The organism is Gloeocapsopsis sp. IPPAS B-1203 (genome assembly GCF_002749975.1).
Classification (GTDB): Bacteria; Cyanobacteriota; Cyanobacteriia; order Cyanobacteriales; family Chroococcidiopsidaceae; genus Gloeocapsopsis.
This window is the reverse complement of record NZ_PEIG01000002.1, coordinates 377,729-395,568: the sequence shown is the minus strand read 5'-3', so window position 1 is coordinate 395,568 and position 17,840 is coordinate 377,729. Positions and strand designations below refer to the sequence as shown.

The window sequence follows — 17,840 nt, the reverse complement described above, 5'->3', positions numbered from 1 at the left end:
GCTTTTAATCTTCAAGCACTAACTTATCTATCAGTTACTTCGACTTTATCGCCCTAGAGGTGGAAAGCAAAATTTAAAATGCTCATTCTTAAGACATAGAATTAATTCACATTGATTTTCATTCAAAAAAATGTAGATTTGTAGTCACTTGTTGAGAAATAGAGTAAGTGAAATTATGCCTAGCTACTGAGTTTGAGTGATGATGTTATTAACCTTACTGTTTCTTAAGAAGTATGTTGTACACAATACTAACCAGAGTAAGATTGCTGTAGTTAAAATCTGTGGGCTGGGGCGATGCAAACGTTAGATCCTTCATTAATAGAAACACAGCATATCGAAGTATTTAGACAGCTACAATCTCAGTTACGCGATCGCTGGCCGACAATAGAGTTATTTGACCAGAGTGATGCAGATATTTTGGTCATTCCTTCTTTGAGTGTAGACCAACGCGAACTATTAAAAATTCCAGGCTGTCATCACTATGAAGAGCGTTTGCTGTTCTCTTTAATTCGCCTGCAAAACCCCCGCACTCGCCTAATCTACGTCACGTCGCAACCGATTCACCCGAGTGTCATTGATTACTATTTACAGCTTTTACCAGGAATTCCATTCTCCCACGCCCGCGATCGGCTACTATTACTTTCTACCTACGATTCATCACTTAAACCACTGACACAAAAAATTCTCGAACGCCCGCGCCTAATTCAACGAATACGCCAAGCAATTGATCTCAAAAATGCTTATATGATCTGCTACAACTCTTCTTTTTTAGAAAGTGAGTTGTCCGCGCGTGTAGGAGTACCATTGTATGCTTGCGATCCACAACTATCTATTTGGGGAACAAAAAGTGGAAGTCGGCAAATTTTTGCCGAAAGTGGAGTACCTCATCCTGATGGTAGTGGTAGCGTGTGGAGTGTGTCAGAGTTAGCCGCAGAAGCTGTCAATCTTTGGGAACGTAAACCGGAAATCAAAAGGTTAGTTGTTAAACTGAACGAAGGAATTTCTGGTGAAGCTAATGCTTTACTTGACTTAAGACCACTACAGCACTTAGCACCAGGAAACGCTACATCCGAACAGCGAATCGACTCAATCACTGAGCACTTCAGTACCATGAGTTTTCAAGCGACATCTGAAAACTGGGCAAATTTTTCCACCCGAATTCCTGAACTCGGAGCAATTGTTGAGGAATTCATTGAAGGAGAAGTTAAGCGATCGCCTAGCGTTCAAGGTCGAATCACTCCTAGTGGTGAAGTTGAAATTCTATCAACTCATGACCAAATCTTAGGAGGTCCTGATGGTCAAATCTATCTTGGCTGTCGCTTCCCCGCCGATGAAGCTTACCGGATGCGCTTGCAGGAATTAGGTATTAAAGTCGGGAAGAAACTAGCTGAGAAAGGTGCTTTAGAGCGGTTCGGCGTTGATTTTATTGCTGTACAACAACCAAATCATCACGGTGGACATCACTGGGACTTACAAGCAATTGAAATTAATCTGCGTAAAGGTGGGACAACTCATCCTTTTATGACTCTAAAACTCCTCACTAATGGACGCTATGACCCCGCAACAGGAATGTTTTATAGTCCTCATGGTCGTCCTAAATACTACATCGCCACCGATAATTTACAAAAAGAACGCTATCGTGGTTTACTTCCTAGCGATTTGATGGATATTATTGCTTATCATCGGCTACATTTTGATACCGGAACTGAAACAGGTACAGTATTTCATCTGATGGGATGCCTTTCAGAGTTTGGCAAACTAGGCTTAACTAGCATTGGTGATTCTCCACAACAAGCTGAGGAGATTTATAACAAAGTTGTGAAAATCTTAGATGAAGAAACTCGGCACAATTCTAATAACCATACTTGGGAATTAGATGCTTGTGGTCCTATTATTTGGAACGGAACAACTTAAGTTGCTAATGCTAATAAGCTTTTATATCTAAAGGAAGTACCTGCACAAGAAATCTCTAAGTCATGATAAAGACAGTGCCACGGTCAAGCTAACACTGATTATCAATCAGATAAAACCTGGTATAAAAACATGATTCTACCAGGAGTTAATCATGTCAAACATCAAAGAACTAATTACAACTGACCTCAAACAAGCTAAAGAAACAGGTCAACTCAGAGCATCTCGAATTCGCGAGATTGTTCAAAACGCTGTTTCCCAAGTAACAGGTGAATTTAAATCAGGCTCAAACGAAATTCGTTCGCTTGTCAAAGATGCTGTCTCAGCTGTCGTTGAAAACATTCAGCAACAAGGAGGAGATCTCAAAGAAGAAATTACAGCATCAATTGAAGGTGCAATTGATGGTGTCACGAGCTTACGACGCAAAGAAAACGCCAAGACTCATGCTGAAGTTAAAGAATTACAAGCAAAACTTGATTCTGAAGAAGAAGAACTGCAACAGGAAATTGAAAGACTCCTAGGAGATATTGAAGATACTGGAAAAGAAACTGCGCCTAACATTAAAGTAGCAATAGAATCTGCAGTCAATACAGTGAAAAATAGCGAGGAAGCTGCGATACTTCAAAAGCGTTATGCTCAACTCCAAGCTCAAGCGGCAATTTTACGCGCTAACCTAGCTGCACGTTACGGAGGAAGATACGAAGAAGTCAAAGAGTACTTAGATGAAGCTAAAACTTGGTATAGCAAAACACGCGCTCAAGCTGAACCTATGGCTGAACAAGTTGAACAAAAGCGATCGCAACTAGAAGAAAAACTAGGAGATGCTGGTGTTGCGATCGCGAAAAAAGAAAGACAAATTAAAAATGTCCTTAGAGAGTTGCTGCATACAGCAAATGAACTTTTGCGTGATAAAAGCCACCTTCAACATAAATGCTTGAAGTGTCCACAAAATAACCGTACTTTAACTTTAAGTACGGTTTTATTACCTTTGAAAACAAGATTATTAATAATACACCCAGTTTTCTAAGTTTTAGTTAAGCTAATACACTTGCTTATTGACTCTTTCTTCATGCTTGACAATAATCCAAACGGCATGAATACTTCCAGGAAGCCAGCCTAGAAGTGTTAACACAATGTTGATCAAGAAAGCTGTGCTAATACCTTCTGTTAAAAACACGCCCAAAGGAGGTAGAAGGATACCAGTAGCTATTCGTAGTAATTTCATGTTGTTACTCTTACTTTACACTGAACTACCTTTTATCATTGTCTTGCATTTATATTTTGCTTGCCTCCACCTCCGGAATTATTACCACTTGGATAGATACTCAACTTCTATTTTTATTAGATTGAAATCAATTCAAAAAAAATGTCAGATAACGGCTATTCTCCTGAGATATCTTTATTACTACTTATATATACCTCAGAGGTAGAATTAGCCGTCTAACTATCGCACAAAACTATGACTTGATTTCTGTGTTTGTCTGAGTTGTAGTAATTCCTAAATTTCTTTCAGCAAAGTACTTGCTCAAAAATGTGTTTACGAAAGATAAAATTACTGGTCCCAAAAGTGCCCCTACAATGCTGTATACTGCAAATCCTGGTACAAATAATGCTGCCAACCAAAAGCACAAGCCGTTAACCACTACTGAAGACAAGCCCAAAGTAACGTAATTAAGTGGCAAAGCTAACTTAGTAAGCGCTGGTTTAACAGAAGAATTAGTTAATCCAATTGCAAAAGCAGCTATTAAAGCAGCAGGAAATGTTGCAATATCAATCCCTGGAACAACAATATCAACAACTAGTAAGCTCAGAGCAGTAGCAAGCAGAGTAAAAAAAGCTGCAGTCATAAATACATTCTCCTGAATTTGTGACTGAAAATTTCAGAGAGATTCTAATACTGATCATCTTCTATGATTCTGCAATAGCAAACCTCTCCAAGAAGATAGATCTATTGAGGTGTCTACCGCTCTATTTATTCTTACTCATCCGCTCTCTGAAAACACGATAAAAGAATAATGGATTACCAATGATATAGCGTTCCCACAAACGGTTTGGCTCAGTGGCTAAGCGTGTTAACCATTCTAATCCACGGTCAGTCATCCACTCTGGACCGCGATATACAGTGCCAGTATAAAAATCTAGACAAGCACCTAAAGGCAAGAAAACACGAGCATTTAGGCGTTCTATATTATGCAAGATCCAATGCTCCTGTAAGGGCATACCAAAGCCGACATAAAGAACTCCTGGATTGAATGCGTTGATTGTGTGAATAACACGCTCATTTTCATCACCCGATTTTTTAAAGTAGCCGTGATGTCCTTGCACTTGTAATTTAGGTGCAACAGCACTCATCTGAGCGATCGCTTTTTCAACTACACCAGGTTTACCAGCAAGTAAAAACAAGGATACATTGTGTTGCTCGCAAGCTAATCCTAAGTTTTCTATATAGTCAGGACATGTCATACGATACGTAGATTCTACGTCGTAGCCTAGCAATTTTGCCCCTAACAAAACACCAAATCCATCACAAAATACTAAATCTGAATTATTAATAAAGTCTCTATACCAATCTAACTCATAAGCAAGATTTATTGCTTTTACATTCACATTACTTACTATCACTTTTTGGTCAATTTGCGCGGCTTGTACTATATAATCTATCAATTGACAAACATTAAGCTTGTGAAATTTTGTTTTCAGAAGTTTTACTTCCTCAAATTTGCTCATGTCTTACCTTAAGTTAAATAAGTGTAATATAGTAATTTTATTTGAGTTGTAAGCTTTATTTGGAACGAACCACAAAGCACGCAAAGTACGCAAAAAAAGAGTTAGAGAGATCTTCATAAATTAGTTGAAATTACTATACAAGATATAAAATTTCTGCTTCATCGTAAATATAGCATTCAATGTCTATTGAGTTTCAGGTAAGAGCTGACAAAATAGAATAATTTTAAAAACCTTGTCTTGAGTAAAGATAAGTTTCAAGAGTCTTAACGTAGTATTGTGTAAAATCGAGAAAGCCTGCTTATTTTGATAGTTGTGTCGCACTTGGTTCAGCGTGCAATTCACTGCATTAACCCAAATTGCCCGCGTCCTTATCCGAAGACTTGGGGAAGCAAGTTTTGCGATCGCTGTGGTGCGCCACTGCAGTTAAAAGGTCGTTATGTACCTTTACAGAAGTTAGGTGCAGGGGGGTTTGCCACGATTTATGCAGTTTGGGACTTACAGTTGCAAACTCAACAAGTTCTGAAGGTTCTCATAGACTCTTCACCCAAGGCATTAGAGTTATTTAAACAAGAAGCAGCCGTACTTCAGCATCTGCAACATCCAGGGGTACCGAGAGTAGAACCTGATGGCTATTTTCAGATTGATCTAGAGGACTCTCAACAGCTTTCATTACCCTGTCTGGTAATGGAAAAAATCAACGGTCAGACTTTACAAGAAGTTTTAGAAAACCATCCTCAAGGTTGTCCTGAAGAATGGGTCTTAGCTTGGTTAAAACAGGCAATAGAGATTTTACACAAGTTGCACAATCGCCAGATTATCCATCGAGATATTAAACCTTCAAACTTAATGCTACGAGAATCTACAGGACAACTGGTTCTGATTGATTTTGGTGGCGCAAAGCAGATTGCGGCAACATCACACCTAGCAGATCGTTCAACGCGATTATTTACTTCTGGTTACAGTCCACCCGAACAAATAGCCGGAGGGGTTGTTGGACCTGCTGCAGATTTTTACGCACTAGGGCGGACAATGATTGAGATGCTGACTGGTCAACCGATCTCAGACTTACAAGATCCGATGACAGGAAAATTGCAGTGGCGTGCTTTTGCTCATGTCAGTCCTGCTGTTGCTAATTTGCTAGATGATATGGTGCAAGATGATGTTCGTCAAAGACCAGCAAATGCACTAATTATTCAAGAACGCTTAACGAAAGCGCACAAGCCTTTAGGGTGGTTATCTTGGTTTAATAGCCTTCTCAATAGCTGGAATTCGCGAATTGTTTTTCGTTCTCTGACAGTTGGGCTGTCGAAAACAACTGTTTTTTTTCTCAAAGCGATCGCTCATGGATTGCGGGCTAGCTTTGATACATTTTGGGAAATGCTATTAGGTGCGAGTGGCAGTTGTGTAGCAACCCTTATTGGCTTTGTTCTAGCATACTGGTCGCCCCTGGGAAATGCTTTAGCTGATCTTTTATCACAACAACTGACTTTTTTACTAGCAACACCAATTACTGTAGTAGCAGACGTTCTGCTATTTGCAATTGTTGGTATGGGAACTGCATGGGGACTCACCGCTGCAGGTGGCTTTGGTCAACGACGACGGTATTTAACTGCAGCACTAATGGGGCTATTTGGATATAGCTTAAGTTGGTTAGTATGGCAGTTGCTGACATGGAATACTGGTAATATTGGGATTGCCGGATCAATTGCGATCGCTGTTGCTTTTCTGACTTTGGGTTTAGGTTTACCTAGCCATTATTTATTCCACTCCACAGTTACTGCTATTGGTTGTGCTGCAGTTTTTTTGCTTTTGACAAGCTTGAATCTTTATCCCCCTGGTTTTTGGAACTTTCCGATCGCCACGTCACCCACTTGGTTAGATTTAGCCGCTGCGATCGCTTTTTTTGCTACTTTAGGCATGATTTTAGGCTTTTGGCTGGGTATTAGCTATTACATTGTTGTTCCTATATTGCGCTTTTTAGGCTGGCGCTAAAGTGATTCTGGCATCTCAAGCTTCAAGAAAAAGTTAAATAACTTACTTGTAGCTGAGCCATATTTGTTTCGTGCTAGTTATACAACTTTTTATCAAAGTATTAAGAAAAACAATTTAAAAGTTGTTCTTAACTATACTGAACTTTACCTTATTTTTCTCTGAATTAAGATTAGCTACTTCCTAGTGCAATAGTTAACACTACCAAATATCAAACTTAAAGATTTGATGTAGTGGAACACATTTTTTAGCTTAGCGTCTCAGACTTTAAGCTATAAATTTAACACAGCCTCCTAGATTACACTTAATTAGTAATTCAGTTAGTTACGCAATGAAACTCACTCTTCTTTCCGTTGTCATGTTAGCTCCTGTATGGTTCATGGCTTCAGCATATGCATATAGTCCTCAAGACTTGGAGCAATTAAAGCAAACTAGGGCATGTCCTCGATGTGACCTTAGTGATGCACCGCTCAATCAACTGAATTTAAGTGGCGCTAATCTCCGAGAAGCTAACTTAATGCGCGCAAATTTATCTCAAAGCAACCTCTCGCGTGCTGATTTAAGTGGTGCAAACTTAGACGTAGCAGATTTACGTGGTGCTGATTTGACAAGTGCTACTTTAACAGGAGTTAATCTCAGAACTGCAAACTTAGAAAACACAAACTTGACATTTGCAGGTTTCATTGCTGCTAACTTAGAGGGAGCTAATTTTCGTGGTGCAAGGATGTTGGTTACTAACTTCCGAGGAGCGAAGTTTAGATTGACAACAATGCCTAATGGAGTCGTAACACCCGATCGTCGTTACTGGTAAATTGTCTTGCAACATCAGTATATATACTGATGTTGTCGTCAATAAAATAGTAAACTAACTTTAACAATAATTCAGCAGTCATTTTTGATTTCTGTTATTGGGTTGCCAAGTTTGGGATTAATTAGAGAAGAACATACTTGGTGACGCAATGAAGAATTTACGTCTGGGCGCAATCTTAATTACCGCTGTCTCGTTTATACCAGGGTTTTCTACAGCAACACTCGCTCAAGATGCTGACTACGTTTGTTATATCACTACTAAATCAGGTCAAGTAGTCGATTTATCTGCATCAATCTGTCAATTAGACAGTATCCACTTGGCAAAAGCAACAAATGCGGCAGAAAGCGACCAAGCTTTCCTTGCAGATTACAAACGTACTGTTATGGGCTATCCGGATGTTCGAGATAAATTGTTAGCCAGCGTCCAAGAATCCCCAGAGTCTAATATCATGCAAGCAAAAAGCGTTTGTAACGAACTAGAAGCAGGTCTTTTGCTAGAAGATATCAAGATGTACCAAACACAAGGCGTTACGAACAAAGTTGATAATATTAATTCTTCTGTCATTGCTACTTTGGCAACTAAGCACTACTGCCCTCAGTTTAATAATCCATAAAAACATTTATCTAAATTACTGTGCAGCATAATCAAGCTATAGTTCTATTTCGGTAGAGAAGGAGTACACAATTACTGAAGTAGCTTGTTTATCGATAACTGAAGTTACTCACAAATAATTTATAACTTAAACTATTCTTTATCATAGGGGAGTAGGTAACTACATATTGCATCAATGCTCACCCAGATAAAAGAGATAGCAACTGAACTAGCACCGCGCCTGATTGAAATTCGTCGCCATATTCACATTCATCCAGAATTAAGTGGTCAAGAGTATCAAACGGCTGCTTTTGTAGCAGGAGTCCTATCATCCTGTGGAATTCATGTCAGAGAAGGGGTAGGAAGAACAGGCGTTATTGGAGAGGTGCAAGGAGGAGGTTGTGACTCTCGATTGTTAGCAATCCGTGCTGACATGGATGCTTTACCAATTCAGGAACGAACTGGGTTAGAGTATGCTTCTCGAACACCAGGAATCATGCATGCGTGCGGTCATGACGTCCACACAACAGTAGGGCTAGGCACAGCAATGGTTTTGTCACGAATTGCTGAACACTTACCAGGAAATGTCAGGTTTTTGTTTCAGCCAGCAGAGGAAATCGCCCAAGGTGCTAGCTGGATGGTTGCTGACGGAGTTATGGAAAACGTTTCAGCAGTTTTTTCGCTTCATGTTTTTCCTTCAATTCCTGCTGGTTCTATTGGAGTGCGCTACGGAGCATTGACTGCTGCTGCTGATGAGTTAGAAATTATTATTATTGGGGAATCAGGACACGGCGCACGACCTCATGAAGCAATTGATGCGATTTGGATTGCTTCCCAAGTGATTACAACATTACAACAAGCTATTAGTCGCACACAAAACCCTCTACACCCGATCGTGTTAACGATCGGTCAAATTCAAGGTGGTAGAGCACCGAATGTAATTGCCGATCAAGTTAAGTTATTAGGAACAGTGCGATCGCTGCATCCAGAAACTCGAGCAAAGTTACCGAGTTGGATTTCACAAATGGTTGCGAATGTTTGCCAAGGCTATGGCGCGCGGTGTGAGGTAAAGTACAATCTTGGAGTTCCTGGAGTGAATAATGATTTATCTTTAGCACAACTGTTGCAGATTGCAGCAGAAGAAGCTTGGGGAAGCGATCGCGTCCAAATTTTACCTGAACCATCTTTAGGTGCAGAAGATTTCTCAGTTTATCTGGAAAAGGCTCCTGGAGTCATGTTTCGTTTGGGGGTAGGCTACCCAGATAGAAAGATTAATCATCCCTTACACCACCCGCAATTTGAAGTAGACGAAAAAGCAATCGTGACTGGTGTTGTCACTCTAGCGTACAGTGCTTGGAAATATTGGCAGCAAAACAATGGATCTACTGAAGAACCGCCACTGTCTCCCTCCTAAGCGCTTCTTCCACAAGAAGGATGTCTCTAGTACGTTCAATTGCTACTCTATCAATCATTGAGTAAGTAACGATAAGTAAGTTATGCCATCAAATACACCATTGCAAGGCACCGATTTAGTAGACTGTGCCAGAGCCAATGCTAAGCAAGGAATCGAAACTGCGGCTTATCAATGTGGCTATGGTGGAGATGTGAATGCATTTGCTAAAGAACTTAAAGTAGCCTGCGAGCAAATGAACTTACAAGTAAAAGAACTGAGTGAATTGATTGACGAACAAGAAATGCCGCTACAGTTAGGAGGTGAAGTGGTTGCACCCGACACGCCTTCTGAGTTGTAATTCATTAGTTCTATAGCCGGAGAATTGCTCTTGCTAAGTTAAAGTAGATGAGTACCCCCAGCACGTCAACTGCTGTTGTGATAAAGGGTGCAGACATTAAAGCTGGGTCTAAACGCAGTGAACGAAACAAAAATGGTAGTGCCGAACCAGACACTGAAGCCAAAATAGAAATTGATACTAAACTTAGTCCGACAGCGATCGCCACTGACCAACTTCCTTGCAAAAAGTAACTCCAGATCGTTGCTATGCTACCTAGCATCGAGCCTAACAAAGCTCCGGCGATCGCTTCTCGCCATACTACATGAAAAGGACCTAGCGCGTTAATCTCATCAGTATTCATTCCGCGAATGACGACAGTTGATGACTGCGCCCCAACATTACCGCCAGTACCAGTCAATAGAGGAATAAAAGCAGCAAGAGTGACGACTTTCTGTAAAATCTCTTCTTCAGACTTAATGATTGTCCCTGTAACAGTATTTGTTAACAGCAGCACAAATAACCAAACAACGCGCTTGCGTGCAACTGTAATTAAATCAGTTTGAAAATAGTTGTCTCCTCCAGATTGGACACCACCGCCCAAAGTGTAAATATCTTCAGTGGTTTCTTGCTCTAAAATATCAATTATGTCATCGACCGTTACAATCCCAACAAGACGTTGTTCGCGATCTACTACAGGTACAGCCAAAAAGTCATAGCGTTGAATTAACCGAGCCACTTCTTCTTGATCGGCGTCAGTATAAACAAATACCACCTCGCGAGTCATAATTTCGCCAATTCTTTGCTGTGGTTGAGCTGTGACTAACTCGCGCAGAGATAAAATACCTGTCAGACGTCTTGCCGCGTCTGTAATATATAAGTAGTAAATTGTCTCTGTTGCATTTGCTAGGCGACGAATTCGCTCTAATGCTTGAGTTGCCGTAAAATCTTCTTTCAAAGAAATCAACTCAGGTGTCATAATTCGCCCAGCCGTACCCGCTTCATAACCGAGTAACTGAGCTGTAGCTTGGCGTTCGGTGGGACTTAGTTGCTCTAAAAGCCGAGTCACAAACTTAGCTGGTAATTCATCAAACAACCGCGCTCGGTCATCGGGTGACATTTTATCAACAATATCTAGAACGTCTTGACTTTTAAACTCTACAATCAGTGCTTCCTGAACACTCGTGTCAAGGTATTCATACACTTCAATTGCTTCGCTTTTGGATAGCAAGCGAAATGCCAGAGCTTGCATTGCTTCAGGCAATCCTTCAATTGCCTCAGCAATATCTGCAGGCTGTACTGGTTCTAAAATCGCCTTGGCTCCCTGCAAATCCCCTCGTTCGAGGAGCGATCGCAGTTGATTACGCACTAACTCTCGCAGTTCTTTGCGCGAAACATCCTGAAATGATGAGGAGAAGTTGTTAGTTTCAGTCAAAGCCTACCGTCCTGAACCAGAAAGTGCAAAAAATGGCTGCTTTTAGTCTATGTAATCTGACTAAATTTCAGATGATCAGCATAAGCTTTTTTTACTCATACTGATCGCAGTAGTAATCATCTCTCTTTTAGCACTTCCTGGCAACGAATCAAAATTCCATCTATCTACATAGATAGTTTTGCTTTAGCTCATAACTCTAGTTCAGTCGCTAGACTATTGCTCAAATTCACACTTGATTAGTAGGCAAAACCGTACCTAGTTATTAGCATTTTCTTCCCCAGAATCTGAGTTTAGGTCGATACAATCAAAGTGCAACTTAAGGAATGCTGTAACTAAACGTGAATTATTACGAAAAAACAGCATTGTTAGGATCAATGATATGAAAAATCAATTGAGAACCGTTGCGCTCTTAGGTTTGCTGAGTGGTTTACTGATTGCAATTAGCTACTGGGTCATTGGCGGGCTGGGTGGTGTCGTTATTGGTATAGCCTTAGCAGCAGTGACAAACTTAGTATCGTGGTATCAATCAGATAAAATTGCTTTGGCAGCATACCGCGCACAACTAGTAAGCTTTAATCAAGCACCAGATTTGCATCGGATGGTACAACGCTTATGCGATCGCGCCAATTTACCAATGCCAGGAATTTATATTGTTCCCAGCCCTGCTGCGAATGCTTTTGCGACAGGACGCGATCCTGAACATGCCGCAGTAGCAGTTACAGAAGGCATTTTACAAGCACTACCTGAAGATGAACTTGAAGGCGTCATTGCTCATGAGCTAACTCATATTGCTAATCGCGACACCCTAACTCAAGCTGTGGCAGCTACACTTGGTGGTGCAATTGCGATGTTGGCACAAATCGTCAGCTACAGCTTATGGTTTCCTGCTTCACGCGATGGCAATCGCGGAGCAAATCCTCTGGGCTTACTTCTAACAATTTTTTTAGCGCCAATGGCGGCAACTATCATTCAGTTAGCTATCTCACGCACGCGAGAGTTTGAGGCAGACGCGGGAGCTGCTAGAATTACGCAAAATCCAAGAGCATTAGCTCGTGCCTTACAACGCTTGGAGAGTACAGCACGTCAGTTACCCATGAATGCTAATCCAGCTTTTGAGCCGCTGTTAATTGTAAATTCTATCTCTGGTCAGTTTTTAAGTAACTTGTTTTCTAGTCACCCACCAACAGAAGCGCGAGTTCAACAGTTATTGGAATTAGAACAAGAACTTCCTCAATCGCCATCTAAATTTTCTTTTGAGCGATAATCAAAGCTTCTATGTCATTTAATCAGCCATCACACTAGGAGAGATAACCATGACTTCTGAACCCAATAACACTGATACTTCTGTAGAAGTTCAAATTATTCCACAATCAACCAACGAAATAAGTCCCCAAACCAACGAACTTGTGGACACTGAAATGGCTGGGGAAAGTGACGATCTCAAAAATGAAACGAAAGCTTTAATAGACGCCCTTAAAAAACGCGCTCAAGTAGAAGCGCAATCAGCAGGAACACTCACTCGTGAAGCATATCTTAATGCCGTACGCCGAGCACGGGAAACGATTGAAGGCAATCAACTTATCGAGCGCGATCGCATTGAATACTCTTTTTATTTGATTCAGAAAGAAGCTGAGAAGAACTGGCAATCAGTTGTTAAAGAAGTCGCTGACTTGGGCGATCGCTTAGCAGATGCTGCTAAAGCTGCTTGGGACATTTTGACGACTCCTCGTTCTCGTTAATTTGTTTTGTGTACTTCAATTTTGGGTGTGCTAGACATTAATGTTTCTAGCACTTTTTTCTACATTTACATATAAAAAACTCTCTTAAGATAGATGAATTTTTCTATTTTTTAAATAATCAAGTCATTATTTATACAAGAAATTGCGAATTGTAAAAATAGTTGTTACATTTCAAGAGAAGGGAGCAAAAATGACAAATCTATGCATAGATTTTTAGGAATTATTCCTACTCCACCACCTTTACAAGCCCACTCACTCGTTTATGACTTGAAAACAAGGTTAGATTGGGGAGATCCAGCGCTCACAATCATCGACGTACGCGATCGCAGTGAGTATAACTATAGTCATATTTTAGGAGCAATTCCTATACCACTAGTAGAGTTAGCAGACCGTACCCTATCTACTTTGGAACTGACGCGTGATATTTATATTTACGGCGAAACTGATGAAGAAACTGCACTAGCAGCACAAAAATTGCAAGCCGTGGGATATCAGAATGTATCACAAATACGAGGCGGTGTTGCTGCTTGGAAAGCAGTTGGCTATCCTATTGAATCGCTTGTGCAGACATTATCAATTTAATTCATCTACTTAAAATTAGTTAAAAATAAACTGTAAAAATGGTCTTGTTTAAAATTGTAGAGCAAGCTATTTCACAATGCATTATTTACGTTTTAAACAGTATTGATTTGCACAAAACACTAACAAATTAACTAGATTATCCCAGATAGAAATAGGAAAATTGGCAGCTATTTGACCTGAATTAATCATAGTAATTCAACGTAATTGATATCAAAATTCTCTCAACTACAGCAGCAAATAGGGAATAGTAGAGCTTATAAAGGCAATCAGACACTCTTTACTAGAAGACATAAAACAGTTACGCTAGAAGCGCTCTAGCTTATTTTTCGTGTGCTGGCAGTATATTCATCAGCAGCAATTGGGATATCAACATTTTGCTGCTTACAGTCAGTGTCATTGATTCGCTCAGTTTAGGAGATAAAAGATGCCAGCAGCAGTTGGTATGGTTGAAGTTAAGGGTCTTCCTCCTGCTTTAGCAGTAGCAGATGCCATGGTAAAAGCTGCTCGTGTAACCTTGGTAGGTTACGAAAAAGTAAGCAGTGCTCGATATACTATTATTGTCAGAGGAGATGTGTCGGAAGTGCAAACCTCAGTGAATGCAGGGGTAGATTCGGTAAAACGAGTTAATACAGAAGAAGAGTTACTACTCTCATACCATGTGATTGCTCGTCCTCATGAAAACGTCGAGTCTGTGCTGCCAATCCATTACAGACAAGCAGTAGAACAGTTTCGTGTTTAGCTTATTAGTATCTATTTCAAGCCCCGCATTTTAATCCTTACAACTCGATGCCTGGTATCTCAATAGTTATACCTACTTTAAACGAAGGAAGTTGTTTAGAGCGTACTCTGCGCAATCTAAATTTCTTGGAACCTCCTGCGTGGGAAATTGTAGTTGTCGATGGCGGAAGTGAAGATCAAACAGTAGCGATCGCACAACAAGCTGGTATCAAAGTTATTCATGCCCAAGGGCGAGGGCGATCGTTACAAATGAATCAGGGAGCAGCTGAATCTACAGGAGACATTCTGTGTTTTTTGCATGCTGATACTTTAGTTCCTGATGATTTTATCGCAGTAGTTGAGCAAACTTTAGCAGATTCAACTGTTGCCGGCGGTGGTTTTATTTCCTTAATGGTAGGAGCACAGACTACACGTTGGGGAGTTTCTCTACACAACTATCTCAAAACTTATTACGCTCCTCTATTGTTTCGACCACATCTTTTTTTTAAAGGACTTAGATTACTTTTTGGCGATCAAGTCATGTTTTGCCGTCGCACTGACTTTTGGACTTGTGGTGGGTTCGACAATCAGCTGCCTATCTTGGAAGAAGCAGATTTATGCTTAAAGCTAGTGCGGCAAGGACGATTACGTCAAGTGAATCGTGTTGTGCAAAGTTCGGATAGACGGGTAGCGCGTTGGGGTTCTTTGAAAGCAACTGCAATCTATGTTTATATCGGTTTTTTATGGGGTTTTGGTGTTTCTGCGTCTTTTTTGAAGCAGTTTTATGAAGATATTCGTTAGTGCAAGACGAGCGTAGAATTCAACTTAAAAGGTTTGATAGAGGTTCCTGAAATGCGATGGAAGACTGTTATAAAATTTTTACTTGGCATTAGCTTAGCTTTAGCTATTTTAATTAGCGGTGGTGTAGCAGCCGCTTTGTACTTCTTACACAGAGTAGCAACTCCTCCAGCTAAGCCAATATTTTCCAATGATAGTGCTGAAGTAAAGGCTAGAGGTTCTACTCCTGCAACATCTCCTTATACAGCTTCATCTAGTACTCAAGCAACTCCTACTGCAAACACAACTGAAGCATCTTCAACATCCCTATCACCTGGAACATACAAGGCACGAGTGACGTGGGCACAAGGTTTGAGCGTACGTTCAGAGCCAAGCTTAGAGGCTGAGCGAATTGGTGGAGTTGGTTACAACGAGGAACTTACGGTTTTAGAAACAAGTTCTGACGAGGGTTGGCAAAGAATACGTATAGAGAACGGCGAACAAGAAGGTTGGATCAAAGCAGGTAACATCGAAAAAATCGAAGAATAGTGTGTGATACCACTTCTCCTTGTTCACTTTATCTGTCTATAAAGGTAATAACGCTCTTTGACATGAAGGACACACCGCATGGATTGTTAACTGACAGTCCAGTAAATGGTATCCTTCTTTCTGGGCTGTCTTTGTACCAATTTTCAAAATTGAATCATTCTTGAACTCGATTGTTTTATTACAACGAACACAGATCAAGTGATGATGATGGTAGGGATAGGGCTGATTGATTTCATAGTGTTTGTGTCCTTCTCCTAACTCTAATTCCCGCAAGATACCCATCCGCGCCATTAGCTTTAGTGTCCGGTAAATCGTGGATAAGCTAATTCCTTCTCCTTGAGCTTCTAAATGATGATATAGGTCTTCTGCACTAAGATGTTCGCCTTTAGGAAGCTCTTGAAAAACGTGTAAAATGACTTCTCGCTGAGGAGTTAAACGCCAACCACGATCGTTGAGTTCCGCCTTGAGCGAGGTAGCTGTATAAACAGTCATGACAACCTTCTCAACAAAGCATATTTATTGATAATTATAAAAAAGATTTGCATTAATTGTCAACAAGACATATTTATTGCAAATGTTTTCTAATAGCAAGTGGCGGATTTGTGAACTAAAAACAGGGCATGGTATTCCACGCCCTCATACCTCGCACTTTAGCCCAAAGTCTCTAAGTAGTCCCGAACTTGGTTACGGCGTTTAGGTTGGCGTAACTTCTGTAAAGCCTTGGATTCAATCTGGCGTACCCGTTCGCGAGAAAGATCTAATGCGCGTCCAATTTCTGCCAACGAGTATGAGTGACCATCTCCTAGACCAAAGCGCATTAAAATGACATCACGTTCGCGATCAGTTAAATCTGCCAGCAAATGCTGCAAGTCGCGTTGGAGGGCTTCACGCATTAACACTTCTTCTGGTGAAATACTATCTGTTTCTAGTAAGTCTCCAAGTTCTGTGTCTTTTTCCTTACCTACTTTAGTTTCTAAAGATACTGAACGAGGTACTCGCAACAAAACTTCCCTGACTTGCGGCGGTGTCATTTCTAACTCTGCTGCAATATCATCAATCGTTGGTGTGCGACCCTTTTCTTGTGAAATTTTCCGTTGTGCTTTCTTGATTTTATTGAGTTTTTCTGTTATGTGAACTGGTAGGCGAATTGTCCGACTTTGGGTAGCGATCGCTCGCGTAATACCCTGGCGAATCCACCAATATGCATAAGTGCTAAATCGATAACCTTTAGTTGGATCAAACTTATCAACAGCTCTTTCTAAACCAAGCGTTCCTTCTTGTACAAGATCGAGTAGCTCTAAACCGCGATTTTGATACTTTTTCGCAACTGACACAACTAGGCGTAAATTTGCCTTGATCATGTGTTCTTTAGCGCGGTTGCCCTCACTTTGGATTTGCTCTAACTCTTGCACTGTTAAACCAGTAATTTCAGCCCAACGCCGTTTTCCTTTAATGAGTGTTGGTTTGAGTTCTGAGACCTCTATGCCAGCGCTAGTAGCCCAACGTTCCAGGGAAGGTCGATGTCCTAATTCAGATGTTAAGCGCTCTTGAACTTCCATTAGCTGCTCGTAGGGAATCATAATTTCATCCCCATTTTTGGCTGCTTGAGAACGCAGTTCTACCAAGCGGATGTAACGCTGTACTTTTTGAGCTTCGGAAACTTCTTCGTCTCGCCCTAAAAGATGCACTCGACCAATTTCTTGTAGATACAGACGTACCAAATCGGTGGTGCGACGATTAACTGGCTGCAAGTTAGCCGCATCGTTAGACTCCATATCGAAGTCAATCAGATCTCCTTCAATTAAATCAGCTTCGTTAGGTTCTTGCTGAAAATCTTGAGGGGATTGCTCTTCGTAAGCGGTGTAGGCGTAAAAAGATGTTGCTGGCATAGGGGTCGTTTCAATCGCTCCAGGTGATAATTTAGGGTGCGTAGCTACTTCCTGTTGCTATTGTTCCCGCGATCTAAGATGGAATAACAGGTTAGAGAGTTCCGTTAACTAAATCTTTAAGTAGTTATTTTGTGTTTGATTTAATACTATTGACATCCTAGATTAAGCATTTACACTTAAGAAATCCAGCTAGAACACTCTATAAACAGTAACAAAAGAAACAAACGCTACTTAAAAAGCAGCAAATTTGTAGCTATATTGGACAACAGATTATAAAAATACTGCAGGCAAAATAGCTGTGACCTTCGTCAAAGGCTAGGCTAATCTACACCTGTACGCTGCCAATTTCCTGAGATCAGCTAGTGCTTTGTTTTAAAGACAAGAGAAGAGATTTTT

General features: G+C 40.7%; 19 protein-coding genes. 13 read left to right on the top strand and 6 right to left on the bottom strand.

Translation table 11 applies throughout. The features are described 5' to 3' along the window. The first annotated feature begins 294 nt into the window (after positions 1-294). Positions 295-1,914, top strand: a complete 1,620-nt coding sequence (locus tag CSQ79_RS05245) for a peptide ligase PGM1-related protein (protein ID WP_099700128.1) — start codon at positions 295-297, stop codon at positions 1,912-1,914. Positions 1,915-2,062: 148 nt separating this feature from the next. Continuing rightward, positions 2,063-2,938, top strand: coding sequence for a histidine kinase (locus CSQ79_RS05240; RefSeq protein ID WP_502693911.1), 876 nt, complete (start codon positions 2,063-2,065; stop codon positions 2,936-2,938). 12 nt (positions 2,939-2,950) lie between these two features. Here CSQ79_RS05240 and CSQ79_RS05235 read toward each other — a convergent pair whose 3' ends face one another. The 3 genes from CSQ79_RS05235 to CSQ79_RS05225 all read right to left on the bottom strand — a co-directional run bounded on the left by CSQ79_RS05235 (position 2,951) and on the right by CSQ79_RS05225 (position 4,638). Further along, positions 2,951-3,136: a YqaE/Pmp3 family membrane protein gene (locus CSQ79_RS05235; protein WP_099700127.1), complete on the bottom strand. Its 186-nt coding sequence runs from the start codon at positions 3,134-3,136 to the stop codon at positions 2,951-2,953. 232 nt (positions 3,137-3,368) lie between these two features. After that, positions 3,369-3,758 (bottom strand): phage holin family protein, encoded by a 390-nt coding sequence (locus tag CSQ79_RS05230; RefSeq protein ID WP_099700126.1) that lies wholly within the window; start codon positions 3,756-3,758, stop codon positions 3,369-3,371. 121 nt (positions 3,759-3,879) lie between these two features. Beyond that, positions 3,880-4,638, bottom strand: a complete 759-nt coding sequence (locus CSQ79_RS05225; protein ID WP_289500581.1) for a WecB/TagA/CpsF family glycosyltransferase — start codon at positions 4,636-4,638, stop codon at positions 3,880-3,882. 312 nt (positions 4,639-4,950) lie between these two features. Here CSQ79_RS05225 and CSQ79_RS05220 point away from each other — a divergent pair, with 312 nt between their 5' ends. From CSQ79_RS05220 to CSQ79_RS05200, 5 genes are all read left to right on the top strand, one after another. Next, the gene (locus CSQ79_RS05220; RefSeq protein WP_099700125.1) at positions 4,951-6,630 is read left to right on the top strand and encodes a serine/threonine protein kinase; all 1,680 of its coding nucleotides are present in this window, start codon (positions 4,951-4,953) and stop codon (positions 6,628-6,630) included. Between the two features lie 328 nt (positions 6,631-6,958). Beyond that, positions 6,959-7,438, top strand: a complete 480-nt coding sequence (locus CSQ79_RS05215; RefSeq protein ID WP_099700124.1) for a pentapeptide repeat-containing protein — start codon at positions 6,959-6,961, stop codon at positions 7,436-7,438. 148 nt (positions 7,439-7,586) lie between these two features. After that, a complete protein-coding gene (locus CSQ79_RS05210; RefSeq protein ID WP_099700123.1) occupies positions 7,587-8,051 on the top strand; it encodes a DUF732 domain-containing protein in 465 nt (154 codons plus the stop codon). Positions 8,052-8,225: 174 nt separating this feature from the next. Then, positions 8,226-9,443: a M20 family metallopeptidase gene (locus tag CSQ79_RS05205; protein WP_099700122.1), complete on the top strand. Its 1,218-nt coding sequence runs from the start codon at positions 8,226-8,228 to the stop codon at positions 9,441-9,443. Positions 9,444-9,525: 82 nt separating this feature from the next. After that, positions 9,526-9,780 carry a hypothetical protein gene (locus tag CSQ79_RS05200; protein WP_099700121.1) on the top strand — a complete coding sequence of 85 codons (255 nt, stop codon included), beginning with the start codon at positions 9,526-9,528 and terminating at the stop codon, positions 9,778-9,780. A 10-nt stretch (positions 9,781-9,790) separates the two neighbouring features. Here the strand turns inward: CSQ79_RS05200 and mgtE are convergent, their stop codons facing one another. After that, on the bottom strand, positions 9,791-11,191 hold the full coding sequence (gene mgtE, locus CSQ79_RS05195) for a magnesium transporter (RefSeq protein WP_099700120.1): 1,401 nt from the start codon (positions 11,189-11,191) through the stop codon (positions 9,791-9,793). Positions 11,192-11,570: 379 nt separating this feature from the next. On the opposite strand from mgtE, the gene CSQ79_RS05190 reads away from it, so the two are divergent. From CSQ79_RS05190 to CSQ79_RS05165, 6 genes are all read left to right on the top strand, one after another. Further along, positions 11,571-12,455: a M48 family metalloprotease gene (locus CSQ79_RS05190; RefSeq protein ID WP_099700119.1), complete on the top strand. Its 885-nt coding sequence runs from the start codon at positions 11,571-11,573 to the stop codon at positions 12,453-12,455. Positions 12,456-12,504: 49 nt separating this feature from the next. Continuing rightward, positions 12,505-12,930 carry a hypothetical protein gene (locus CSQ79_RS05185; protein ID WP_099700118.1) on the top strand — a complete coding sequence of 142 codons (426 nt, stop codon included), beginning with the start codon at positions 12,505-12,507 and terminating at the stop codon, positions 12,928-12,930. A gap of 201 nt (positions 12,931-13,131) precedes the next feature. Next, a complete protein-coding gene (locus tag CSQ79_RS05180; RefSeq protein WP_099700117.1) occupies positions 13,132-13,512 on the top strand; it encodes a rhodanese-like domain-containing protein in 381 nt (126 codons plus the stop codon). Positions 13,513-13,936: 424 nt separating this feature from the next. After that, positions 13,937-14,251, top strand: a complete 315-nt coding sequence (locus CSQ79_RS05175) for a carbon dioxide-concentrating mechanism protein CcmK (protein ID WP_099700116.1) — start codon at positions 13,937-13,939, stop codon at positions 14,249-14,251. Positions 14,252-14,298: 47 nt separating this feature from the next. Beyond that, positions 14,299-15,030, top strand: a complete 732-nt coding sequence (locus CSQ79_RS05170) for a TIGR04283 family arsenosugar biosynthesis glycosyltransferase (RefSeq protein WP_099700115.1) — start codon at positions 14,299-14,301, stop codon at positions 15,028-15,030. A 51-nt stretch (positions 15,031-15,081) separates the two neighbouring features. Beyond that, positions 15,082-15,555, top strand: a complete 474-nt coding sequence (locus CSQ79_RS05165) for an SH3 domain-containing protein (protein ID WP_099700114.1) — start codon at positions 15,082-15,084, stop codon at positions 15,553-15,555. Positions 15,556-15,591: 36 nt separating this feature from the next. Here CSQ79_RS05165 and CSQ79_RS05160 read toward each other — a convergent pair whose 3' ends face one another. Further along, positions 15,592-16,047, bottom strand: coding sequence for a Fur family transcriptional regulator (locus CSQ79_RS05160; protein ID WP_099700113.1), 456 nt, complete (start codon positions 16,045-16,047; stop codon positions 15,592-15,594). A gap of 158 nt (positions 16,048-16,205) precedes the next feature. Further along, the gene (gene sigC, locus CSQ79_RS05155; protein ID WP_099700112.1) at positions 16,206-17,444 is read right to left on the bottom strand and encodes an RNA polymerase sigma factor SigC; all 1,239 of its coding nucleotides are present in this window, start codon (positions 17,442-17,444) and stop codon (positions 16,206-16,208) included. Between the last annotated feature and the right edge of the window lie 396 nt (positions 17,445-17,840).